The organism is Herbaspirillum sp. RV1423 (genome assembly GCF_000577615.1).
Classification (GTDB): Bacteria; Pseudomonadota; Gammaproteobacteria; order Burkholderiales; family Burkholderiaceae_D; genus Herbaspirillum.
The window spans coordinates 64710-88786 of the sequence record NZ_CBXX010000012.1 but is presented as its reverse complement, the minus strand read 5'-3'; the positions used below and the strand labels follow the sequence as shown (position 1 = coordinate 88786).

Sequence of the window (24077 nt, the reverse complement as noted above, 5' to 3'; positions counted from 1 at the left end):
CATGGAATCACAAGATAATCGGATAGCAAACGGAGCCCAGCACATGACGACACCAGCCTATAAGCGCGTACTCCTCAAACTTTCCGGCGAAGCCCTCATGGGCGACGATGCTTACGGTATCAACCGCGCCACCATCGAGCGCATGGTCGCGGACGTGGCAGAGGTCACCCAGTTGGGCGTCGAGCTGGCCATCGTGATCGGTGGCGGCAACATCTTTCGCGGCGTCGCCCCGGGAGCGCAAGGCATGGATCGTGCGACGGCGGACTACATGGGCATGCTGGCCACGGTCATGAATTCCCTCGCGCTGGCCGATGCCATGCGCCAGGCCGGACTGACGGCACGCGTCATGTCGGCGATCGCCATCGAACAGGTGGTCGAGCCTTACGTTCGCCCCAAAGCCCTGCAATACCTGGAAGAAGGCAAGGTCGTGGTGTTCGCGGCCGGTACCGGCAACCCGTTCTTCACCACCGACACCGCCGCGGCATTGCGCGGTTCGGAAATCGGCGCGCAAATCGTGTTGAAAGCGACCAAAGTCGACGGCGTCTACACTGCCGATCCCAAGAAGGATCCATCTGCGACGCGCTACAGCACCATCACATTTGATGAGGCGATCGCCAAGCATCTGCAAGTCATGGATGCGACGGCGTTTGCGCTGTGTCGCGACCAGAAGCTGCCGATCAAAGTGTTTTCCATCGTCAAGCCGGGCGCGCTCAAGCGCGTTGTCCTGGGCGAAGACGAGGGTACGCTGGTTCATGTATAAATTCACACTTCAGTACACTGTACAAGATAGTTTTAGATAGGAGAGCAGCATGACCATCGCTGACGTCAAGAAAAGCACCGAGCAAAAAATGATCAAGTCGATCGAGGCGCTGCGCGCCGATCTGGCCAAGGTTCGTACCGGTCGCGCTCACACCGGCATCCTGGACCACGTTCAGGTTGACTATTACGGCTCGCCGACGCAATTGTCGCAAGTCGCCAATCTGACGCTGATCGATGCCCGCACCATCGGCGTGCAGCCTTATGAAAAGAAAATGCTGGCAGCCGTCGAGAAAGCCATCCGCGAAGCCGATCTCGGCCTGAATCCCGCGACTCAGGGCGAACTGATCCGCGTGCCGACGCCGCCGCTGACCGAAGAGCGCCGCAAGGAAATGGTCAAGCTCGTCAAGAGCGAAGCTGAAGACACCAAGATTTCGATCCGCAACATCCGTCGCGACGCCAACGAAGGCTTGAAGAAACTGGTCAAGGACAAAGTTTGCTCGGAAGACGACGAGCGTCGCGGCCAGGATGACATCCAGAAGCTGACCGACAAGTTTGTCGCTGAAGTCGACAAGCTGGTGGCGGACAAAGAAAAAGAAGTGCTGACGGTATAACAGCGTTATCGCTATGGCTTATGCGATGATGATGCTGTCGGGTGCATACCCGGGCCGACTTCATCGCGCATCTGGATTTTTTATACGGTATGACTCATAAAAGCTCAACCCTGGCGGTGCCTCAGGTTTCATCGGTGCCGCGTCACGTCGCCATCATCATGGATGGCAATGGACGTTGGGCGACCAAACGTTTCCTGCCGCGCGTGGCGGGGCATGCCAAAGGCGTCGATGCGGTGCGCACGATCGTCGAGGCCTGCTCGCAGCGCGGCATTGAATACCTGACGCTGTTCGCTTTCAGTTCCGAAAACTGGCGCCGTCCGGCCGATGAAGTATCCTTGCTGATGCGCCTGTTCATGACGGCACTGGAACGCGAAGTCGGCAAGATGCATGCCAACAATATTCGCTTGCGCGTGGTTGGCGACCTCAGCCGTTTCGACGCCAAGCTGCAGGAGATGGTGGCCAAGGCCGAGGTGCAGACAGCCGGCAATACGCGCCTGACGCTGACCATTTGCGCCAACTACGGCGGCCGCTGGGACATCATGCAGGCGGTCAGCAAGATGCTCAAGGCGCATCCCGGCGCGACCGATTTTTCCGAAGAGCAATTGACCCCCTATCTGGCGATGGCCTACGCCCCTGAGCCGGATCTGTTCATCCGCACCGGCGGCGAAGAGCGCATTTCCAATTTCCTACTATGGCAACTCGCCTATAGCGAACTGTATTTCACCGAAACCTACTGGCCCGATTTCGATGGGGCCGAATTGGACAAGGCGATAGAATCCTATCGCCAGCGCGAACGGCGCTTCGGTCGAACCAGCGAGCAGTTGGTCGAGCAGAAAAAGGCTTCCTGATGCTAAAAACGCGTGTCATCACGGCGTTGGTTCTTCTGGCAATTTTGTTGCCCGTACTTTTCCTGAATAATTTTTTTGCATTTGCAGTGGTGACGCTGGCGTTTTTTGCTGCCGGCGTGTGGGAAGGCCTGCGCCTGTTCCGCCTGTCCCGGCCTGAGTTGTGGGCCGGTTTCTGGTCCGTGGGATATGCAATCGTCGTTTTCGTCAGCGGTTTGCCGAGCGTGCGCGGTTTGTTCGCGGTCTGCGTGGCTTTATGGGCAATCCGTTTCGTGCCGGCACTGAAACTGGGCTTGCCGCCGCTGGACACCGCCGCCAACCGGCTGCTCAGCATCACTTATACGCTGGCCTTGCTGGGCTGTTTCATCGCCATTGTTTCCCTGTTTCAACATTCGCCGCTTTACCTGTTGTCAGTGATGGCCATTGTCTGGCTCGCCGACATCGGCGCCTATTTTGCGGGCAAGGGTTTCGGCCGCCACAAGCTGGCGCCGTCGATTTCTCCGGGAAAATCCTGGGAGGGCGCGGTGGGCGGCTGGCTGGTGGTGTTGGTGGCGGCTGCAGCGGTGGTCATGTATCTCGACGGCGATACGTTTCCCGGCCGTTTGTATGGACGCTTCGGCTGGCCGGGATTTATCGTCGTCATGAGCTTGCTGGTTGCAACCAGCGTTGTCGGCGACTTGTTCGAGTCGCAACTGAAGCGCCGCGCAAGCGTCAAGGACAGCAGCAGTCTGTTGCCTGGACATGGCGGGGTATTGGATAGGATCGATGCGCTGATTCCGGTTTTGCCGCTGGCGGCATTGATCGATCTCTGGTTGTAGGAATTTCATGCAGGCAATTTCCGTCCTAGGTTCCACCGGTTCCATCGGCGTTTCGACGCTGGACGTGGTGGCTCGTCATCCTGAGCGTTATCAGGTCTACGCGCTGACGGCGCATTCGCGTGTCGATGAACTGGCCGCTCAATGCGCGCGGTTCCGGCCCCAGGTTGCGGTAGTCGGTACTGCGCAGGCTGCGCAAACGCTGCAGCAGAAGCTGCGGGCGCTGGATGTACGCACGGAAGTCATGCACGGCGCCCAGGCGCTGTGCGACGTCGCCAGCGCTGGTGGCTGCGATGTCGTCATGGCGGCGATCGTCGGCGCTGCCGGCTTGGCATCGACCCTGGCCGCCGCGCGCGCGGGCAAGAAGATTCTGCTGGCCAACAAGGAAGCACTAGTCATGGCAGGTCAATTGCTGATCGACTCCGTCGCCATGCACAAGGCCACGCTGCTGCCGATTGACAGCGAGCACAACGCGATTTTTCAGTGTCTGCCCCACGATTTCGGGCGTTCGCTGGAGGAGGGCGGCATTGCCAAGATACTGCTGACGGCGTCGGGAGGTCCTTTCCTCAAACGCCCGGTCGAGACGCTCGACAGCGTGACGCCGGATGAAGCGGTGGCGCATCCGAAATGGGTCATGGGGCGCAAGATTTCGGTCGATTCCGCAACCATGATGAACAAGGGATTGGAAGTCATCGAAGCGCATTGGCTGTTCGGCGCACCGGCGGACAGGATCGAAGTCATGATCCATCCGCAAAGCGTGATCCATTCGATGGTGTCCTACATCGACGGTTCGGTGCTGGCGCAACTGGGCAATCCCGACATGCGTACGCCCATCGCCAACGCGCTGGCTTACCCGGATCGGATCGAGTCCGGTGTGGCCCAGTTGGACCTGGTGCAGATCGGGCAACTATTTTTCGAGCGTCCCGACTTCACGCGCTTTCCCTGTCTCAAACTGGCGTATGATGCTCTGCAAGCTGGCGGCAGCTCGGCCGCGATCCTCAATGCTGCCAACGAAGTTGCCGTTCAGGCATTCCTGAATCAAGAAATCGGATTTCGCATGATTGATCAAGTAATCGCCCGCGTCATGGACAGATTGCCCCATGGTCCGCTCGCCGACATCGACGCTCTGATCGAGCAGGATCGAGTGGCGCGTTCGATTGCGCAGTCCTGTCTGTCTTTATCGTCATGAATCTGTTGCATACGCTGCTGGCCTTCATGGTCGCGCTCGGCACCCTGGTCGTTGTCCACGAACTGGGACACTACTGGGTGGCGCGCCTGTGCGGCGTCAAGGTATTGCGTTTTTCGGTCGGCATGGGACGGGTCATCTGGTCACGCCGTTTCGGTCGGGATCAGACAGAATGGGCCTTGTCGATTCTGCCGCTGGGCGGTTACGTCAAGATGCTCGACGCCCGCGAGCAAGACCTCGGCGACATGGCGCCGGAAGACCTGAAGCGCGAATTCACTCGCCAATCCGTCTGGCGTCGCATCGCCATCGTCGCCGCCGGCCCGGTGGCCAATTTCCTTTTCGCAATTCTTCTGTTTGCCGGGCTGTTCATGCACGGCATTCCCGAACCTGTGCCCAAACTGCGCGCCATGGCGGAGCAAACTGCGGCCTACCAAGCCGGCTTGCGAGGCGGCGAAACCATTACCGCGATCAATGGCGAGGCAGTGCATGCCTGGTCGGAGGTGCGCTGGCAGTTGATGCAGAACGTCCTGGAAAAGACGCCGGCCCGTTTCGACGTGGAAAGCGTCAATCGCGGGCCGAGTGGCGGCAAGCTGCTTAATACTGTGACGTTGTCGCTGGACGGCGTGTCCAGCCAGGATCTGGAGGGCGATTTCATGACCAGGCTGGGACTCTCCCTGGCGCGTCCGCCAGCTATCCTAGGCAAGATCATGGAAGGGCCCGCCATGCAGGCCGGCTTGCAGAAGGGCGATCTGATCCTCGATGTGAACGGCGCAACGGTCAGGGATGGACTGGCGCTGGTCGAACTGGTGCGTGCATCGCCGGGCAAGCCGCTGACCTTGCATGGTATGCGCGGCCAGAGCGAGTTCCGCATTGCAGTCACTCCTGATGCCTTGACCGATAACGGCCAGACCATCGGCCGCATCAAGGTGGAAGTGCCGCTGGCACCGGCAATGGTCATCGTCAGCGACCCGCCGTGGACTGCGATTGCCAAAGGCGCGCAAAAAACCTGGGACACCAGCGTCATGACGCTGAAAATGATCGGAAAAATGATCGTCGGACAGGTTTCATGGAAAAATATCACCGGCCCGATTACCATAGCGGATTATGCCGGACAGACCGCCAAAGTCGGCCTGGTCAGCTACCTGAGCTTCATCGCCTTCATCAGCATCAGCCTGGGAGTGATGAACCTGCTGCCGATCCCGGTTTTAGATGGCGGGCATTTGCTGTATTATTCGCTGGAGATTTTGACCGGACGCCCTGTTTCTGAGCGCTTTGGGGAAATTGCGCAACGCGCCGGCCTCGGTATTTTGATGACGCTGATGCTCGTTGCGGCGTTCAACGACATTGTCCGTCTGATGTTTTAAGGATTCGTCACAAGCCGTCTGGTCGCCCAGATGGCTTTCGACTTTACATATGTTCGATCGTTTCGTTGAAGTGATCGGCAAAAAACATAGTTAATAAACGATAGCTAATGAAATTACATTCCGCGCATTTCCCTGCACCGATCTTTTCCCGTAGCCTGATCGCCGCCGCAGCGTTGATACTCTGTTCGGGCCAGGCATTTGCCGTCGAGCCGTTTGTGGTGAAAGACATCCGCGTGGAAGGCATTCAGCGGACCGAAGCGGGGACCGTGTTCAGCTACCTGCCGGTGCGTGTAGGCGATACGTTCACCGATGAAAAGGGAACTGCAGCGATCAAGGCCTTGTATGCGACCGGTTTTTTCAAGGATGTCCGGGTCGAAGCCGACGGCGATGTGCTGGTGGTGCAGGTGGAAGAGCGGCCGGCCATCGCCAGCGTCGATTTCACCGGCATCAAGGAATTCGACAAGGAACAACTGACCAAGGCCCTCAAGGAGATCGGCGTCGGCGAATCGCGCATTTTCGACAAATCGCAAGTGGATCGCGCCGAGCAGGAACTGAAACGCCAATATCTGTCGCGCGGCCTGTACGGCGCCAAGGTCACCACAACCGTGACGCCGGTCGAGCGCAATCGCGTCGCGATCACGTTCGCCGTGGACGAGGGCGAAGTTTCCCGCATCAAGCAGATCAACATCGTCGGCAACAAGGCATTTTCGGACAGCACGCTGCGCGATCAGCTCAAGCTGACCACGCCCGGCTGGTTCACCTGGTATACCAAGGCCGACCAGTATTCCAAGCAAAAGCTGGCAGGCGACATCGAGTCCTTGCGCTCTTATTATCTGGATCGCGGTTATCTCGAAATGCAGATCGAGTCGACCCAGGTGTCGATCACTCCCGACAAGAAAGACATTTACATCACCATCAACGTCAATGAAGGCGACAAATACACCGTCTCCGACGTCAAGCTCGATGGCGAAATGTTCGGCATGGAAGGTGACCTCGCCGCGCTGGTGCAACTGAAAAAGGGCGATGTGTATTCCGGCGCCAAACTGACCGAGAGCACCAAGAAGATCAGCGAACGCATGGGCAACTTCGGCTATGCCTTCGCCAATGTGAACGCCAATCCGAACGTCGATCGCGAAAAGAAGGAAGTGGCATTCACGATCATGGTCGACCCCGGCAAGCGCGTGTATGTCCGCCATATCAATATCGCCGGCAACACCAAGACGCGCGACGAAGTCATCCGCCGCGAATTCCGCCAGTTCGAAGACTCCTGGTACGACGGCGAAAAGATCAAACTGTCGCGCGACCGTGTGGACCGCCTCGGTTACTTCAAGGAAGTCACCATTGAAACGCCGGAAGTGCCCAACAGCAACGACCAGATCGACGTCAACATGAAGGTCGAAGAAAAGCCGACCGGCAACATCATGATCGGCGCCGGCTTCTCGCAGACCGACAAGCTGAGCCTGACCGGTTCGATTTCACAGGAAAACGCCTTCGGCAGCGGCAACACTGTCGGCATCGACATCAATACAAGTTCGCGTTATCGCACGATTGCGGTGTCGCAGACCAATCCCTATTTCACCGATGACGGCATCAGCCGTACGTATGAAGTGTTCCTGCGCACAATTCGCCCATCAGCTTATACGACGGGCGATTATCGCGTGAAGACGATCGGCGGCAGCGTCAAGTTCGGCGTGCCGTTCTCTGAACTGGACCGTGTTTTCTTCGGCGTTGGCGTGGAAAACACCAAGGTCGATACGGACAGTACCAGCCCGAGCCTGTATCGTGCATATGTGCGCGACTTCGGCTCCGGCAGCACGCCGGGTTGCGACGTGGTCAACGATTCCAGTTGCGGCATCGGCACCGCCACTACGACCAGCTTCCCGCTGACCGTCGCATGGCAGCGCGATAGCCGGGACAGCGCATTGGTGCCGACCAAGGGACGTTACCAGCGCGCCAATCTGGAAGTGTCGGGCGTGGGTACGCTGAAATACTATCGTGCAACTTATCAGCACCAGTATTTCCAACCGTTCTGGGCCAATGCGGCGACGCTGGCGTTGAACGGCGAGGTCGATTACGGCAAGGGCTTTGGCGGTAAACCTTATCCGATCTTCAAGAACTTCTACGCCGGCGGTATCGGCACCGTGCGTGGATACGAAGCCTCGTCCTTGGGTAACCTGAAAGATCAATACGGCGATTCCATGGGTGGCGCCTCGCGACTCATCGGCAGCGTAGAATTGCAATTCCCATTCCCTGGTTCCGGACAGGATCGCAGCTTGCGCTGGTTTACGTTTGTGGATGGCGGTAATGTCTTTGCCGATGGCGAACGCATCAAAGTCAATGATCTGCGCTATTCGACCGGTATCGGCATTAGTTGGATTTCGCCTATCGGTCCTTTGAAACTGAGCTATGGCAAGCCGTTGAATTTGAAAAATGGCGACAAGTCGCAAAACTTCCAGTTCCAACTCGGAACCGGTTTCTGATCGCATGGTCAGCTAGTGGCATAATTGAAATCTGTATTACGGAGAATGACCTTGAAGTTTATTACTAAATCACTGTTGTCGATTCAGGCTGCAACATTGGCCGTCGGTATGTTGTCGTTTGCCAATGTGCAAGCACAGGAATCAAAGATCGCTTTTGTCAGCACGGAGCGTATTTTCCGCGAAGCGGTACCGGCCAAGGCGGCGCAGAGCAAGCTGGAAGCCGAGTTCGCCAAGCGCGAAAAAGATATCCAGGATATGGCTGCACGCCTGAAGGCCCAATCGGACAAGCTGGACAAGGATGCCGCCGTGCTGTCCGAATCCGATCGCGTCAAGCGTCAGCGCGACCTCTCCGACCTGGACAAGGAGTTCCAGCGCAAGCAGCGCGAGTTCCGCGAAGACCTGAACCAGCGCCGCAACGAAGAATTGTCGGTGGTCCTCGAGCGTACCAACAAGGTGATCCGCCAGATCGCCGAAGCTGAAAAGTACGACATCGTGTTCCAGGAAGCTGTCTATGCCAGCAAGCGTATTGACATTACCGACAAGGTTCTGAAAGAACTGGCGAAGTAATTCACCAGTTCATACGTCACTATGACATCACGTTTACCTCAGGCACGCAGATTGTTCCGAGACAAAATCGCCAATCTGCGCCGCCTGAGCAGGTAGCGAAATAATCTACGAAGGCCAACATGAGTATTCGGCTAGAACAGTTGGTCGAAAGCTTGGGTGGCCAACTGAAAGGCGATGCGCGGATTGACGTCAGCGGCATCGCTCCTCTGGACGCAGCGACATCGTCGCACATGACGTTCCTCTCCAATCCCAAGTTTCGCACCCAGGCAGAACAGACGCAGGCTGCAGCATTGATCCTGTCCGAAGCAGATGACGCTGCGATCGTCGCGTATCAGGGTGCGCGCATTGTCGTCAAGAATCCTTACGCCTATTTTGCCCATGCGGCGCAATTGTTCGCGGCACAGGCGGCGATTCCGGCCGCGGCAGGCATCCATGCCAGCGCCTGCGTCGATGCGACCGCCAGGGTGGCGGCCAGCGCGACTATCGGTCCGCAGGTTGTGATCGAGGCGGGCGCCGTGATCGGCGAACGTGCCGTGATCGATGCCGGCAGTTATATCGGGCGTAATGCGCATGTCGGCGCGGACACGCATTTCTATGCGCGCGTCACTTTCCAGGCCGGCTGTGAAATCGGCGAGCGCGGCATCGTCCATTCGGGCGTCGTCATCGGCGCGGACGGTTTCGGTTTCGCCAACGAAGGCGGCGCCTGGATCAAGATTCCGCAAGTGGGCAGGGTAGTGATCGGCAATGACGTCGAGATTGGCGCCAATACGACCATTGATCGCGGCGCCTTGTCCGACACCGTCATCGAAGACGGGGTCAAGCTGGATAACCAGATCCAGATCGCGCACAACTGCCATATCGGCGCGCATACCGCGATTGCGGCCTGCGCCGGCATTGCCGGCAGCACCAGAATCGGCAAGTATTGCTCGATCGGCGGCGCGGCGATGATCCACGGCCACATCACCATTGCCGACAAGGTGCATGTCTCGGCCGGCACGCTGGCCCTGCGCTCCATCCTGGAGCCAGGTCAATATACCGGCTTCTATCCCATCGCAAAACATGGAGAATGGGAAAAATCGGCTGCGTTGGTGCGCAATCTGGGCACAATGCGTGAGAAAATCCGTGCGTTGGAAAAAACGATCAAATCGCTTACAGAGCAAAATAAATGACTAGTCTCGACATCAATCAAATCAAAGAATACCTCCCGCACCGTTATCCGATGTTGCTGGTGGACCGTGTGCTTGCATGGGAAAACGGCAAGGACATCACCGCCATCAAGAACGTGACCGTCAACGAAGAGTTTTTCAATGGCCATTTCCCGCACAAGCCGGTGATGCCGGGCGTATTGATGATCGAAGCGCTGGCCCAGACGGCAGCCTTGCTATCTTTCCTGACCGAAGGCCGCAAGCCGGATGCCAATACCGTAGTGTATTTCGTCGGCATCGACAATGCCCGTTTCAAGCGTCCGGTGGAGCCGGGCGATCAATTGAAGATGTACGTGGAAATTACTCGCCGTGCGCGTGGCATCTGGAAGTACAGGGCCGTTGCCACGGTCGACGGCCAGGTCGCGGTCGAAGGCGACCTGATGTGCACCATGCGCAACGCAGACGATGCAAGCCAGGCGGGCTAAGCCATGTCGCGCATCCATCCTACCGCTGTCATCGAGTCGGGCGCGCAGCTCGACGCGTCGGTCGAGGTCGGCGCCTATTCGGTGATCGGTGCGAACGTGCGTATCGGTGCCGGCACCAGAATTGGTCCGCATGTCGTGATCGAAGGCCACACGACGATCGGCCGCGATAATCAGATTTTTCAGTTCGCCTCCCTCGGCGCGGCGCCGCAGGACAAGAAATACGCCGGCGAACCGACGCGCCTGGAAATCGGTGACCGCAACACGATCCGAGAATTCGTCACTTTCAACCTGGGTACAGTCCAGGACGCAGGCGCCACCCGCATCGGCAACGACAACTGGATCATGGCTTACGTCCATATTGCGCACGATTGCCAACTGGGCAACGACATCATCCTGGCCAACAATGCGACGCTGGCGGGCCATGTTCACCTGGGCGACTGGGTTTTCCTGGGGGGCTTCACCTCGGTGCACCAGTTCTGCCATATCGGCGCGCACGCGATGACGGCCTTTACTGCCGCAGTCAGCCAGGATATCCCGCCATTCGTGACCGCTGCGGGCAATCGCGCAGTGCCGGCGGGCATCAACAGCGAAGGCCTGAAACGGCGCGGCTTCAGCAGCGAACAGATCGCCGCGATCAAGCGCGCCTACAAGGCGATATACCGTTCCGGTTTGCCGCTCGAAGAAGCCAAACAGGAACTTCTGCAGCAAGAAGAAAAGTCTCCCGAATCCGCTGCTCATATCCGCCTGATGCGCGAATTCATCGCATCCTCATCTCGTGGCATCATCCGATAACATAAGCATCGCCATGGTCGCTGGCGAAAGCTCGGGCGACCTGCTGGCGAGCCGTTTGCTGTCCGGTTTGCGTCCGCGTTTGCCGGACGCGCGCATGCACGGCATCGGCGGCCCTCACATGGCCGAATACGGTTTCATCAGCGACTGGCCGATGGACAAGCTGACCGTGCGCGGCCTGTTCGAAGTCGTGCCGCGCTATCGCGAACTCAAGGGTATCCAGAACACATTGCGCGACCAATTGCTGGCCGAGCGGCCGGCGGTATTCATCGGTATCGACTATCCTGGTTTCAACCTCGGCCTCGAGCAACAACTGCGCGAAGCCGGTATCCCGACCATGCATTTCATCGGCCCGCAAATCTGGGCCTGGCGCGGCGGACGCATCAAGAAGATTGCGCGCGCGGTCTCGCACATGTTGGTAATTTTCCCGTTTGAGGAGGAGATTTATCGCAAGGCGGGCGTGCCGGTGACGTATGTCGGACATCCGCTGGCGGAGGTCATTCCGATGGAGCCCAACCAGGCTGCCGCGCGCGACGCGTTGGGCTTGCGGCAAGACCGACGCGTGGTGGCGATCTTGCCTGGCAGCCGCATGTCGGAACTCAAATACAACACAGCCAGTTTTCTCGGCGCGGCCCGTTTGTTGCAACAGCGCGAAGCGCAACTACAATTCGTAGCACCGATGGCTGGCGACAAGCAACGCGCCTATTTCGAACAACTGATTGCCGAGACCGGCAGTGCCGATCTCGGCATACACGTCGTCAGCGGCAAATCGCATGTGGCGATGGAAGCCGCCGACGCCGTACTGGTCGCCTCCGGTACTGCATCGCTGGAAGTGGCCCTATACAAGAAGCCCATGGTCATCGCCTACAAGATGATGCGGGCATCCTACGCCATCATGCGCCACATGAATTACCAGCCATGGGTCGGTTTACCGAACATCCTGGCGCGTGAATTCGTGGTGCCGGAGTTGCTGCAGGACGCTGCGACACCGCAGGCCTTGGCGGACGCGTTATGGAAGCAACTGGATGATCCGGCACATTGCCAACGCCTGCGTCAGCGCTTCACCGACATGCACCACGCGTTGCTGCGCGATACCGCCAACCTCAGCGCGCAGGCAGTATGCGCCTTGCTGGATCGCCGGCAGGCACGTTTGAGCCTGGGAGGCTGAGGACGATGGTAAAGAAAAGCGATCTTAATTTGTCCCTGTTTGTGCTTGATGATTATGCCGGCGAAACCATCTGCGGCGTCGACGAAGCAGGGCGGGGTCCGCTTGCGGGGCCGGTGTTTGCTGCCGCCGTAATTCTCGATCCGGCCAGACCGATCGCCGGCTTGCGCGACTCCAAGAAACTGAGCGAAGCCAGACGCGATGCATTGGCATTGGAAATCAAGGACCGGGCGATTGCCTGGGCGATCGCCGAATGCTCGGAAGACGAGATCGACCAGCTCAACATCCTCCATGCCAGCATGCTCGCCATGCGCCGCGCGGTGGAAGCGCTCAAGACCATTCCCACGCTGGCCTTGATCGACGGCAACCGTTGTCCGGTGATGCAGATACGTTCCGAAGCCATCGTCAAAGGCGACGACAAGGTGCCGGCAATTTCGGCTGCGTCGATTTTAGCCAAAACGGCGCGTGACGCCGCTTTACTGCTGCTGCATGAGCAATATCCGAACTATGCCTTCGACCAGCATAAGGGATACCCGACGCCGTTGCACCTGGAGCGCTTGCGCCTGCATGGAGTATCGCCGGTGCATCGCAAGTCGTATGCGCCGGTGCGCGCTTTGCTGAGTGTACGTTGAAGAGTACACAATGAAATCGATTTCCTCGCGCGACAATGCGCTCTACAAGGAACTCAAGCAGCTTGCCACGAGCGCGCAGGCACGCCGCAAATCGGGGCGTAGCTTGCTCGATGGCGTGCATCTGGCGGAAGCGTATTTGCAGGGCGCCGGCAAACCGGAGTTTTGCGTGGTCGCCGAAAGTGCTGTTTATCACGGTGAGGTGGCGCCGATTCTTGCGCAATGCGAAGCTGCAGGGAGTCAGTGCATTTGTTTACCCGACGCGCTGTATCAAGCGATAAGTCAGGTCGAGAATGGCGTCGGCCTTTTACTAGTGATCGCTACGCCGCAGCCAGCCGTTCCTGGAGCGTTGACGACTTCCGCGGTACTGCTCGACGGTTTGCAGGATCCGGGTAACCTCGGCTCCATTTTGCGCAGCGCCGCCGCCGCCGGAATTCATCAGGTGTTTTGTTCGGCAGGCACTGCCGCAGCGTGGTCGCCGAAAGTGCTACGCGCCGGCATGGGAGCACATTTTCAGCTAGACATCATCGAGAACGCCGACTTGCTGAGTCTGTGCCGGGGCAGCAAGGTGCCGGTGCTTGCCACTAGTTCCTACGCGCAGAAAACCATTTATCAAACCGACCTGACGCAGGACCTTGCCTGGCTGTTCGGTCATGAGGGGCAGGGTGTTGCAGATGACCTGCTTGATGCCGCCAGCGCCAAGGTAGCGATCCCGCATCTGGGGCAAATGGAGTCGCTCAACGTTGCAGCCGCGGCAGCAGTCTGTTTTTTTGAACAGGTCAGGCAAAGGCAGGGCGGTCGCTGAGCGGCGAGCGTCCCGAATCGGCGATGAGTGCATTGACGCCCGATCTTTACGCCTACTTCAATGGTCACTGGACGTTTGCCCGCACCATGTTCGGCGCTGACGACATCCTGATCGGCGCAGCCGACGGCGTGGCTGAATTCGTGCCGGCCGAGAACTCATCCAGCTTGCATTACAAGGAATCAGGGCAATTGCGCTTGAGCGCGGATCAACGCGTAGTCGCCTTCTCGCGGCGCTTCCACTATGACATAGCCGGCAACATGGTGCGCGTCGCGTTCGCCGACGGCATCCAAGCAGGGCAGGCATACCAGAGCTATCGTTACGATCCGACGCAGCGCGCTTTGTTGCCGATGCAGACGCACCTCTGCATCATGGATCGTTACGACGGCAGCTATCGGCTGATTGATGCGGACCACTTCGATTTATATACGCGCATCGAAGGGCCGCACAAGGATTATCTGCTGCATACGCGCTTCACCAGATGTGCCGGTTAGCGACAGAGGGGAAGAGCGACGCAGGATCAGCGCGTTTCCGGCTTGATTTCCTGCAAGATGGTGGCGGCGATTTCTTCGATCGATTTGGCGGTTGACGACATCCAGCGGATGCCTTCGTGGCGCATCATCTTTTCCGCCTCGTTGATTTCGTAGCGGCAGTTCTCGAGGGCGGCGTATTTGCTGCCGGGACGGCGCTCATTGCGCACTTCCGACAAGCGTTCCGGGGCAATGGTCAGGCCGAAGATCTTCTTCTTGAAGTTGACCAGTCCGCTCGGCAGTTTTTCGCGCTCGAAGTCTTCCGGGATCAGCGGATAATTGGCCGCCTTGATGCCGTATTGCATGGCCAGATACAGGCTGGTCGGCGTCTTGCCGGAACGCGACACGCCGACCAGGATGACGTCGGCGGCGGACAGGTTTTTGTTCGACTGGCCATCGTCGTGCGCCAGCGAGAAATTGATCGCTTCGATGCGGTTTTTATATTCTTCCGAATCGGCGGTATTGTGGCTGCGGCCAATGGTATGACTCGATTTGACGCCGAGTTCCTGCTCCAGCGGTTCGACGAAGGTCTGGAACAAATCCATGTGCATCGCCTTGGACTGACGGATGATGGCGGACAGGTCGGCCTTTACCAGCGTCGAAAAAACAATCGGCGCCTTGCCGTCGGTTTCGGCGACTTCGTTGATGCGGCGTGTGGCATCATAGGCTTTGTCGAGGCTGTCGACAAATGGCAGGCGAACTTGTTTGAAGCGTAGCTCGAACTGGCTGAGAACGGAGTGTCCCAGCGTTTCCGCCGTGATGCCGGTGCCGTCTGAGACGAAGAAAACCGTGCGGTTGGCGGGCAGCAACGGGATCGGACAGGAAGACAGAGCAAGATCAAGCATCATGTTGTTAAAAAGAAAACAATAAAAAATAATTGGCGAAATGAAAAAACTGTCGGCTACCCTGTAAAATGCCATGCAACAGAGTGAGAAGCTAGCTCAAAATGAACCTGAACGTGCTGCGCAAGTTGACCGAATACTTCTGGATGTTTGCCTTTGCAAACACCTTCGGAACTGCCGCGCGTCATTTTCATCGACTGATGGATCAAGTCATGAGTCTGACTGCAGTATTGATTATGTCGCTTTCGTCCAAAAATAACAAAGAACAAATGACGAGCGCCGACCACACAAAGATTTCTTATCATCAAACTAGAGGTTGTTATGTCCAACGCAGTACATATGGGTTCTACCCAGGGGGCCGCATACGTAGTCTCCTTTGAAAATCTTCGCATGACGGATGTCGAATCCGTCGGCGGCAAGAATGCCTCGCTGGGTGAAATGATCAGCCAGTTGGCCGGTGCCGGAGTCCGCGTCCCAGGTGGTTTTGCTACCACGGCGCAGGCTTTCCGCGACTTTCTGGAGCACAGTGCAAATGGCGGCGCTACGCTGGCCCAGCGCATCGCAGATCGTCTCGCAAAGCTGGACATCGAAGATGTGCGTGCACTGGCGCAAGCCGGCGCGGAGATTCGTCAATGGATTGTCGACACGCCGTTCCAGCCGCGCCTGGAACAGGAAATCAAGTCCTTCTACGACAAGCTGGTTGCCGACTCCGCCAGCGAAATGTCTTTCGCCGTGCGTTCGTCCGCGACCGCCGAAGACTTGCCTGATGCATCCTTTGCCGGCCAGCAAGAAACCTTCCTGAACGTGGTCGGCATCGATAACGTGCTCGAAGCGATGAAGCACGTGTTTGCCTCGCTGTATAACGACCGCGCGATTTCGTATCGCGTGCACAAGGGCTTCACCCACGCCGAAGTCGCGCTGTCGGCGGGCGTGCAACGCATGGTGCGTTCCGACGTCGGCGCGGCTGGCGTGATGTTCACGATCGATACGGAATCCGGCTTTAAGGACGTGGTGTTCATCACCTCCAGCTACGGCCTTGGCGAAACCGTGGTGCAGGGCGCGGTCAATCCCGACGAATTCTACGTCCACAAGCCGATGCTTGAGCAAGGCAAGCTGCCGATCATCCGTCGCAATATCGGCTCCAAGCTGATCAAGATGGAATTTACCGGTGAAGCCAAGGCAGGCCGCTCGGTCAAGACCGTCGACGTGCCGGTCGAAATGCGCAACCGCTATTCGCTCAACGACGCCGAAATCGTCGAACTGGCCAAGTACGCCACCATCATCGAGAAGCACTACCAGCGCCCGATGGACATCGAATGGGGCAAGGACGGCCGCGACGGCAAGCTGTACATCCTTCAGGCCCGTCCTGAAACCGTGAAGTCGCAGCAAAAGGCCACCGACGCGCAGCAGCGCTTCAAGCTGAAAGGTTCCAGCGCCGTGCTGGCAACCGGCCGCGCCATCGGCCAGAAGATCGGCGCCGGTCCCGTGCGCGTGATTCGCGACGCTGCCGAAATGGAACGCGTGCAGCCGGGCGACGTGCTGGTGGCCGACATGACCGACCCGAACTGGGAGCCGGTGATGAAGCGTGCTTCCGCCATTGTCACCAACCGCGGCGGCCGCACCTGCCACGCGGCGATTATTGCGCGTGAACTGGGCGTGCCGGCGGTGGTTGGCTGCGGCGACGCTACCGACATACTCAAGGACGGCAACCTGGTGACCGTTTCCTGCGCCGAAGGCGACGAAGGCAAGATCTACGACGGCCTGCTGGAAACCGAAGTCACCGAAGTCGCCCGCGGCGAACTGCCGCCGATCCCGCTGAAGATCATGATGAACGTCGGCAACCCGCAACTGGCTTTCGACTTCCAGTCCATCCCCAACGGCGGCGTCGGCCTGGCGCGTCTGGAATTCATCATCAACAACAACATCGGCGTGCATCCGAAGGCGATTCTGGAATACCCGAACATCGACGCCGACCTGAAGAAAGCGGTCGAATCGGTCGCGCGCGGCCATGCTTCGCCAAAGGCGTTCTACGTCGACAAACTGGCCGAAGGCATCGCCACCATCGCCGCGGCGTTCTGGCCGAAGCCGGTGATCGTGCGCCTGTCCGACTTCAAGTCGAATGAGTACAAGAAGCTGATCGGCGGTTCGCGTTACGAGCCCGACGAAGAAAACCCGATGTTGGGTTTCCGCGGCGCCGCACGTTACCTCGCAGCCGACTTTGCCGAAGCGTTCGAAATGGAATGCCAGGCCATGAAGCGCGTGCGTAATGACATGGGCCTGACCAACGTCGAGATCATGGTGCCTTTCGTGCGCACTTTGGGACAAGCGGAAAAGGTCATCGGACTGCTCGGCAAGAACGGCCTGAAACGCGGCGAAAACGGCCTGCGCGTCATCATGATGTGTGAAGTGCCGTCCAACGCGATCCTGGCGGAACAATTCCTCGAATATTTCGACGGCTTCTCGATCGGCTCCAACGACCTGACTCAGTTGACCCTGGGCCTGGACCGCGATTCCGGCATGGAATTGCTGGCGGCCGATTTCGACGAGCGCGATCCTGCGCTGAAAGCCTTGCTGACCAAGGTCATCTCGACCTGCCTCGCCAAGGGCAAGTACGTCGGCATTTGCGGCCAGGGGCCATCAGATCATCCTGATTTTGCCGAATGGCTGATGAAGGAAGGCATCGAGTCGATTTCCCTGAATCCCGATTCGGTGATCGACACCTGGCAGAAACTGGCGGGCAGAAAGTAGGGTCCAATCTTGGCGAGCTTGCTTGCCGGGTTTCATAAAAACGCGGGCTCGATGCCCGCGTTTTTTTGCTTTTGGGGAATAGGCTGTTAAAGTCAGGCCGGTAAGCATAGACTTGCATCACATCGGAAAAAGGAAATCGACATGATGGACTGGGCGATATGGTTCGTATTGGCCGGGCTGGCAATCGGGGTGGAACTCTTCACAGGCACGTTTTATCTATTGATGATCGCCGTCGGGCTTGCTGCCGGCGGCGGCGTGGCATTGCTGGGCGGTGCGCTGGAATGGCAGTTGCTGGTGGCCGCGGCGGTCGGTTTTATCGCGATGGGCGTGCTGCGCCGCAGCGGTTTCGGCAAGATGCGCAAGGATGACGCCGCACGCGACCCGAATGTGATCCTCGACATCGGCCAGAGCGTACATGTGGATCAATGGAACAATGTGGACGGCACGCAAACGGCGCGCATCCGCTATCGCGGCGCGGAGTGGGATGTGGAACTCGCGCCGGGAAGTCCAGTGCAAGCGGGGCAATTCATCATTCGGGAAGTACGGGGCAGCCGCCTGATCGTCTCTCATCAATAAGGAGCATTCTCATGTTCGGTAGCGTGACGCTGGTCATTTTTTTCATTGCCATCATCTTTGTGATCAAGACTGTCAAGGTTGTGCCGCAGCAGCATGCCTGGGTGGTCGAACGCCTCGGCAAATACCATGCAACGCTAGGACCGGGATTGAACGTCGTGGTGCCTTTCATCGATCGCATCGCTTACAAGCACATCCTCAAGGAAATTCCGCTCGATGTGCCGCCGCAGGTGTGCATCACGCGCGACAACACGCAACTGCAGGTCGACGGCATCCTGTACTTCCAGATCACCGACCCTATGCGCGCTTCCTACGGCTCGTCGAATTACATCGCGGCGATCACGCAATTGGCGCAAACCACCTTGCGTTCGGTGATCGGCAAGATGGAACTCGACAAGACCTTCGAAGAACGCGACCACATCAACACCGCCATCGTCAGCGCCATCGACGAATCGGCCGAGAATTGGGGCGTGAAAGTGTTGCGCTACGAGATCAAGGATTTGACACCGCCGAAGGAAATCTTGCACGCCATGCAGGCGCAGATCACCGCAGAGCGTGAAAAGCGCGCACTGATCGCCGCCTCCGAGGGGCGCAAGCAGGAGCAGATCAATATCGCGACCGGCGAACGTGAAGCTGCCATCGCCAGATCGGAAGGCGAGAAGCAGGCCTCGATCAATCGTGCCCAAGGTCAGGCTGCGGCAATTGTCGCCATTGCCGAAGCCAGCGCCGACGCGTTGCGCAAGACCGCAGCGGCGATCCAATCGCCGGGCGGTTCGGATGCGGTGAGCCTGAAGGTGGCCGAGCAATATGTCGCGGCTTTTTCGCAACTTGCCAAGACCAATAATTCGATTATCGTTCCCGCCAACCTGGGAGACATCAGCACGCTGATCGCCAGCGCCATGCAGGTGGTAAAGGCTCAATCGAAATAGCATTCCGCACGGATAAAAAACGGAAGGCGTTTGAAGCTCGGTTCTTCAAACGCCTTTGTTTTTGGCTGCGCCGCAATTGCTTGCCTGCACCGAAAGCGCGTCTGATTCGACTGCATCATACGGCAGCACGATATCGACGCACAGGCCGCCATCCAGGCGGTTGAACGCGCGGATCTGGCCGCCGTGCGCTTCGACGATACGGCGTGCGATGGTCAGTCCGAGGCCATAGCCGTTGGTGTTTTTCTGCGTGCGGCTGCTGCGGAAGAAGGGCTCGAAGATCAGTTGCAACTCCTCTTCCGGCACGCCCGGACCGTGGTCGATGACGGAGACCAGCAAACGCCGCTTTTCCTTGTCGACCTGAGTGTTGATCGCCACGGTAGTACCGGCGGCGGTTTGTTTGATGGCGTTGCGCACGACATTTTCGATAGCGCGGTAAATCAGTTCGGCGCCGCCCTTGATGACGACATTGCAGTGCGCCAGGCCTTCCACGTGACGATCGACCGCCCCAGCCTCGAAGCGGGCGTCGTTGATGATTTCAGCAAGCAGATCCTGCATGCGGATGTGATCTTCCATCGCGCCTGTGACGCCCGCTTCCAGGCGGGATAGGGTCAGCAGTTCGCCCACCAGCTTATCCATGCGCATGCCTTCGCGCTCGATGCGTTCGAGTGTGGCGGCCGTCTTCTCCGGTTGCAGGCGCGCCAGTCCGATGGCGGCTTGCAGCCGGGCGATTGGCGAACGGAGTTCGTGCGAGACGTCATGCAGGAGACGCCGCTGGCTGTCCATCAGTGCGCGCAGCTTGTCGGTCATGCCGTCGAAGTCGCGTCCCAGGTCGGCCAGTTCATCGCTGCGTTTTCCCATCAGCGGCGCCAAGCGCTTGTTCAGATTGCCCAAGGCGGCCTGCGCGAACGCGGACTTGAGTTGGCGGATCGGCTTGGAAAAATACCAGGCTAGCAACATGGCGAAGAACAGGCTGGCGACTGCGGCGACCAGCATCGGCATCATCGGGAAAAAAAACGGCGGCGCAGGCGCCCGCAATGCCGGCCGGTCTTCGTGTACCGGCGGCGTGTTTTCCATGTTGGGCGGAGAAGGAAGAAACAGCAGGTAAGTGTGGCCGTCAGCGGCCTTGATTTGGGCGACGACGCGGCGATGGGGGGCCGCTCCGAGCAAGGACCGGGCTTCTTCCAGCAGCCGCGGATTGACAGCGCGTCCCAGCAATTCGTGTTGTTCTTCGTCGACGGCGTAAACCTGATGCCGCTCGGTGTTGCGAACCAACTCGCGCAGCGCCTCGGTGCCGCCGTATTGCAAGGTGGCGGCGGCGGAACGGATCATGAATGCCGCCGGCGGACTCAGGTCGATGCCCGGGTCGCGCAGGCTGCGTTCACGGCTCTCCAGGGAGAACATGATGCCCATGCCGATGATCGCCGTCAGTTGCGCCACCATGATGAAAAAAAAGAACTTCCAGAACAGCCGGCCCACCGTTACTCCTTGATGAACTGATAACCCAAGCGATAGACGGTCTGGATACAGGATTTGTCGCTGCCAAGCGTGGCGATTTTCTGACGAATGCTGCTCAGGTGGACGTCGATGTTGCGGTCGAAGCGGGCCAGCGGACGGCCCAGCCCCTGTTCCGACAGGTGTTGTTTGCTGACCGGCTTGCCGGCGTTACGGGCTAGCACTTCAAGCAGGTTGAATTCGCTGCTGGTCAATTCCAGTGGTTGTCCGGACCAGGTTGCGCGGCGTTGTTCCGGCCACATGGACAATGCGCCGACAGCCAGCGGCGAATAAGGGCTGTGATCGGGATTCTCGACCACCGTGCGGCGCAGGATGGCGCGCAAACGCGCCGTCAGCTCGCGCGGCGTGCAAGGCTTGGGTACATAGTCGTCGGCGCCCAGTTCGAGGCCGATGATGCGGTCGGTGTCGTCGCCCTTGGCGGTCAGCATGAGCACCGGCAGGTTGCTTTTGGCGCGAATGCGGCGCAGCGTTTCGAGGCCGTTCAGGCGCGGCATCATGACATCCAGCACGACGATGGCATAGTGGCCCGAGAGCGCTTCGGCGATCCCGCTTTCGCCGTCGTAGGCGACACGCACTTCAAATTTCTCCTGCTCAAGATATTCCTTGAGCATGTCAACGAGTTCAATGTCGTCGTCTATCAGCAATACTTTTGACATCGTCGCCTGTTTCACTTTCTTTGATTTCTGCAGCACTTCGGATAGCGCAATCATATGCTCAAAAGGCCGGCGGGCGGTACAAGGGTAACGATTGGCATCCGTATCTTTACATTGTTTTACTTGCACTTTTTCTGCGCGGTCATCGATGCCGCCGGTCGCCTGGAAAGATGCCCGCGCGAAAACGGCGGCCTTGCGAAGCCGTGTATCGCGGCTGCCGACCGGAATTTACCCGGTTTTACATGCAAGGATGGGGTTTTACATGTAGCTATGGCCGATACTATTCGCAGCCGGCATCTTCGAGGTTTGGGTTACGAGGTGCAAATGAGGGTAAAGAACCGGCGCCATTCGTGCTCGCAAAGCCATCAAGCAGGGGAAAAGTACATGAACAGCAACGACACATCCGATAGCGGTCATTTCAGATTTCGGGGCTTGCCTGACAAGTCGCGTGCAAGGCTTTGCAGTGGCAACGCGGTCGGCTCGATTGCATGAGCGGCATGCACGGAATGGCAAGTATGGATGAGATGGACTTGATACATGTTGCATGACAAGCTTTTGCAAGACCCGCGCCATTTGCAGGAACTGATGCAGTTGTTGACGCAGAGCATCGCCGCGGATGTGCAGGGCAGACCCGAAGAGGCATTGGACGCCGTCGAGCGGGCGATTGCTCTCGATCCGGCCTTTGTGCCGGCGCTGATGCGCCGCGCCGGCCTGCTGCTGGAGCAGGAGCGCTACGACGAAGCCATTGAAGCTTGCGACGACTGCCTGCGGAGTTTCCCTACGCTGGAAGAGGCGAGCCAGTCGCGGCAGCGCGCCGTGATCCTCGCGCTTGAGCAATGCCAATTGTTGCTGGAAGAACACGCGGAGAATGCCGATCTCCTGTGCCGGCAAGCCACATTGCAGATGCGGCTGGAGCGCTTCGACGAAGCCCTTGCCAGCCTCGATCGCGCTCTGGATTTCGCGCCGACGCACCAGCGGGCCTTGAATCAGCGCGGCGACGTATTGCTGCATCTGAACCGCCATGAAGAGGCCGTGTTGTGCTATGACCGCATCCTGGCACAATCGGCCGAAGATGCGGCCGCCATCTACAATCGCGGCAACGTCCTGCAAAAGATGAACTGCATCAATCAGGCGCTATGGTGCTACGAACAGGCATTGAGCCGGCAGCCGAATTTTCCCGAGGCGGAAATGGCGCAAAGCTATTGCTTGTTGTTGCAAGGCGATTTCGCCGGCGGCTGGCAGCATCACGAGGCGCGTTGGCGCACAGGGCAACTACGCGGACAGGGACTGTTCCCACACATTCCCGCCTGGCTGGGCGAGCCCTCGCTCGAAGGCAGGAGCATCCTGTTGTGGGCCGAGCAGGGACTGGGCGACACCATCCAGTTCGCGCGCTATATCCCGCTGATTGCCGAGATGGCCGCGCAAGTCACCGTCTGCGTGCCGGAAACCCTGCGCCGTTTATTGTCTTCCCTGGTGGCGGCACCCAATGTGACACTGGTGAGCAACGACAAGACGCTCATTCCGCTCGACTTTCATTGCCCTTTGATGAGTCTGCCGCTGGCGCTGAGCTGGAAGCTGGCGACGATTCCAGCCGCCGCTCCCTACCTGCATGCCGATACGCAAGCCAAGCGGCAGTGGGCAGCGGCGCTCGGCCCAAGGTCGCGGCTCAGGGTCGGTCTGGCATGGGCCGGACGGCAATTCGACATGATCAATTACACGCGCGACATTCCATTGAGCCATCTGCGGCCGCTGGTGGACATCGACGTCGAGCTGGTCAGCCTGCAGCAGCAGATTCCATCAGGCGATGTGCCCGAGATGGAGCAGTGGCGGCGCATGCGCCGTTTTGAGCACGACATGATCGACATGGCGGAAACCGCCGCACTGATCGACAATCTTGATCTGGTCATCAGCGCCGACACCGCGATGATTCATCTTGCCGGCGCGCTGGGCAAGCCGGCCTGGTTGTTGCTGCGCTATGAAAGCGAGTGGCGCTGGGGCTGGCAGACCGGCAGTTCGCGCTGGTATCCGACCGTCAAGGTGTTCCGACAGCAAATCCGGGGGGATTGGTCAGGCGTGGTGGAAGAGGTTGCGGAATGCCTGCGGCTGGCCGCAGGCAAATAAATAAGCGTCGCTGAGCGCCAAGGGGGAATGCACCGATCAGCGGCGGTGCGTCTTCATGGCTGCCTGGATTTCGCGCTGGCTGTCGCGCTGTTTCTCGGTCTCGCGCTTGTCGTGTTGTTTCTTGCCCTTGGCCAGGCCGATCTCGCACTTGATGCGGCCCTTGCTGAAATGCAGGTTCAGCGGCATCAGGGTGTAACCCGAGCGTTCCACCTTGCCGATCAGCTTGGCTATTTCCGCAGCATTGAGCAGCAGCTTGCGCGTGCGCGTGGTTTCCGGGTGGACGTGGGTGGACGTGCTGGTGAGGGCGCTGATATGCGCGCCGAACAGGAAAATCTCGCCGTTGCGGATGATCACGTAGGCTTCCTTGATCTGCGCTTTGCCGGCACGGATGGCTTTGACTTCCCAGCCTTCCAGGACGATGCCTGCTTCATAACGTTCCTCGATGAAGTAATCGAAAAATGCTTTTTTATTATCAACAATACTCATCTGGTCGGAAAATCCGTGGTGTCGGTTAAAATTTCAACTTT

The 24077-nt window shown here is 58.6% G+C and carries 23 protein-coding genes; 19 read left to right on the top strand and 4 right to left on the bottom strand.

Going from position 1 to position 24077, the window contains the following annotated elements; genetic code table 11:
- Nucleotides 1-43 precede the first annotated feature (43 nt).
- The 15 genes from pyrH to RV1423_RS13655 all read left to right on the top strand — a co-directional run bounded on the left by pyrH (nt 44) and on the right by RV1423_RS13655 (nt 14136).
- Nucleotides 44-760 (top strand): UMP kinase, encoded by a 717-nt coding sequence (gene pyrH / locus RV1423_RS13725; RefSeq protein WP_034297433.1) that lies wholly within the window; start codon nt 44-46, stop codon nt 758-760.
- A gap of 49 nt (nt 761-809) precedes the next feature.
- Complete coding sequence (gene frr, locus RV1423_RS13720) at nt 810-1370, top strand: ribosome recycling factor (RefSeq protein ID WP_034297432.1); 561 nt, start codon at nt 810-812, stop codon at nt 1368-1370.
- Nucleotides 1371-1459: 89 nt separating this feature from the next.
- Entirely contained in the window at nt 1460-2218 is a 759-nt protein-coding gene (uppS, locus tag RV1423_RS13715) for a polyprenyl diphosphate synthase (protein WP_034297530.1), read from the top strand.
- Nucleotides 2218-3033 (top strand): phosphatidate cytidylyltransferase, encoded by an 816-nt coding sequence (locus RV1423_RS13710; protein ID WP_034297431.1) that lies wholly within the window; start codon nt 2218-2220, stop codon nt 3031-3033. Before uppS ends, RV1423_RS13710 begins: the two co-directional genes overlap by 1 nt.
- 7 nt (nt 3034-3040) lie before the next feature.
- Nucleotides 3041-4219, top strand: coding sequence for a 1-deoxy-D-xylulose-5-phosphate reductoisomerase (ispC, locus tag RV1423_RS13705; RefSeq protein WP_034297429.1), 1179 nt, complete (start codon nt 3041-3043; stop codon nt 4217-4219).
- Nucleotides 4216-5580, top strand: coding sequence for an RIP metalloprotease RseP (gene rseP / locus RV1423_RS13700; RefSeq protein ID WP_034297427.1), 1365 nt, complete (start codon nt 4216-4218; stop codon nt 5578-5580). Before ispC ends, rseP begins: the two co-directional genes overlap by 4 nt.
- Nucleotides 5581-5687: 107 nt before the next feature.
- Complete coding sequence (bamA, locus tag RV1423_RS13695) at nt 5688-8060, top strand: outer membrane protein assembly factor BamA (protein WP_034297426.1); 2373 nt, start codon at nt 5688-5690, stop codon at nt 8058-8060.
- Nucleotides 8061-8105: 45 nt separating this feature from the next.
- Complete coding sequence (locus RV1423_RS13690) at nt 8106-8627, top strand: OmpH family outer membrane protein (RefSeq protein WP_373419960.1); 522 nt, start codon at nt 8106-8108, stop codon at nt 8625-8627.
- Between the two features lie 119 nt (nt 8628-8746).
- Nucleotides 8747-9796 carry a UDP-3-O-(3-hydroxymyristoyl)glucosamine N-acyltransferase gene (gene lpxD / locus RV1423_RS13685; RefSeq protein ID WP_034297425.1) on the top strand — a complete coding sequence of 350 codons (1050 nt, stop codon included), beginning with the start codon at nt 8747-8749 and terminating at the stop codon, nt 9794-9796.
- Nucleotides 9793-10257 (top strand): 3-hydroxyacyl-ACP dehydratase FabZ, encoded by a 465-nt coding sequence (gene fabZ / locus RV1423_RS29820; RefSeq protein ID WP_034297423.1) that lies wholly within the window; start codon nt 9793-9795, stop codon nt 10255-10257. The genes lpxD and fabZ overlap by 4 nt, the downstream gene beginning before the upstream one ends.
- Before the next feature lie 3 nt (nt 10258-10260).
- The gene (gene lpxA / locus RV1423_RS29815) at nt 10261-11049 is read left to right on the top strand and encodes an acyl-ACP--UDP-N-acetylglucosamine O-acyltransferase (protein ID WP_034297421.1); all 789 of its coding nucleotides are present in this window, start codon (nt 10261-10263) and stop codon (nt 11047-11049) included.
- Between the two features lie 13 nt (nt 11050-11062).
- Complete coding sequence (gene lpxB / locus RV1423_RS13670) at nt 11063-12214, top strand: lipid-A-disaccharide synthase (protein ID WP_197034940.1); 1152 nt, start codon at nt 11063-11065, stop codon at nt 12212-12214.
- Nucleotides 12215-12219: 5 nt separating this feature from the next.
- Nucleotides 12220-12843 (top strand): ribonuclease HII, encoded by a 624-nt coding sequence (gene rnhB / locus RV1423_RS13665; RefSeq protein ID WP_034297419.1) that lies wholly within the window; start codon nt 12220-12222, stop codon nt 12841-12843.
- Nucleotides 12844-12853: 10 nt separating this feature from the next.
- On the top strand, nt 12854-13645 hold the full coding sequence (locus tag RV1423_RS13660) for an RNA methyltransferase (RefSeq protein ID WP_034297416.1): 792 nt from the start codon (nt 12854-12856) through the stop codon (nt 13643-13645).
- A 23-nt stretch (nt 13646-13668) separates the two neighbouring features.
- Nucleotides 13669-14136, top strand: a complete 468-nt coding sequence (locus tag RV1423_RS13655) for a DUF6314 family protein (RefSeq protein WP_034297415.1) — start codon at nt 13669-13671, stop codon at nt 14134-14136.
- A 26-nt stretch (nt 14137-14162) separates the two neighbouring features.
- Here the strand turns inward: RV1423_RS13655 and RV1423_RS13650 are convergent, their stop codons facing one another.
- Nucleotides 14163-15017 (bottom strand): pyruvate, water dikinase regulatory protein, encoded by an 855-nt coding sequence (locus tag RV1423_RS13650; RefSeq protein WP_034297526.1) that lies wholly within the window; start codon nt 15015-15017, stop codon nt 14163-14165.
- 387 nt (nt 15018-15404) lie between these two features.
- Between RV1423_RS13650 and ppsA the strand changes: the two genes are divergently transcribed.
- The 3 genes from ppsA (at nt 15405) to RV1423_RS13630 (ending at nt 19264) form a co-directional block, all read left to right on the top strand.
- Nucleotides 15405-17762, top strand: a complete 2358-nt coding sequence (gene ppsA, locus RV1423_RS13640) for a phosphoenolpyruvate synthase (protein ID WP_034297413.1) — start codon at nt 15405-15407, stop codon at nt 17760-17762.
- Nucleotides 17763-17903: 141 nt separating this feature from the next.
- Entirely contained in the window at nt 17904-18338 is a 435-nt protein-coding gene (locus RV1423_RS13635) for an NfeD family protein (RefSeq protein ID WP_034297410.1), read from the top strand.
- An 11-nt stretch (nt 18339-18349) separates the two neighbouring features.
- On the top strand, nt 18350-19264 hold the full coding sequence (locus tag RV1423_RS13630; RefSeq protein WP_034297407.1) for an SPFH domain-containing protein: 915 nt from the start codon (nt 18350-18352) through the stop codon (nt 19262-19264).
- A 45-nt stretch (nt 19265-19309) separates the two neighbouring features.
- Here the strand turns inward: RV1423_RS13630 and RV1423_RS13625 are convergent, their stop codons facing one another.
- Entirely contained in the window at nt 19310-20740 is a 1431-nt protein-coding gene (locus RV1423_RS13625; protein WP_051516678.1) for an ATP-binding protein, read from the bottom strand.
- 2 nt (nt 20741-20742) lie between these two features.
- Nucleotides 20743-21432 carry a response regulator transcription factor gene (locus RV1423_RS13620; RefSeq protein ID WP_034297522.1) on the bottom strand — a complete coding sequence of 230 codons (690 nt, stop codon included), beginning with the start codon at nt 21430-21432 and terminating at the stop codon, nt 20743-20745.
- Between the two features lie 534 nt (nt 21433-21966).
- Between RV1423_RS13620 and RV1423_RS13610 the strand changes: the two genes are divergently transcribed.
- Entirely contained in the window at nt 21967-23550 is a 1584-nt protein-coding gene (locus RV1423_RS13610; RefSeq protein ID WP_034297402.1) for a tetratricopeptide repeat protein, read from the top strand.
- A gap of 36 nt (nt 23551-23586) precedes the next feature.
- On the opposite strand, the gene smpB is transcribed toward RV1423_RS13610, so the two are convergent.
- Nucleotides 23587-24036 carry an SsrA-binding protein SmpB gene (gene smpB, locus RV1423_RS13605; RefSeq protein WP_034297399.1) on the bottom strand — a complete coding sequence of 150 codons (450 nt, stop codon included), beginning with the start codon at nt 24034-24036 and terminating at the stop codon, nt 23587-23589.
- Between the last annotated feature and the right edge of the window lie 41 nt (nt 24037-24077).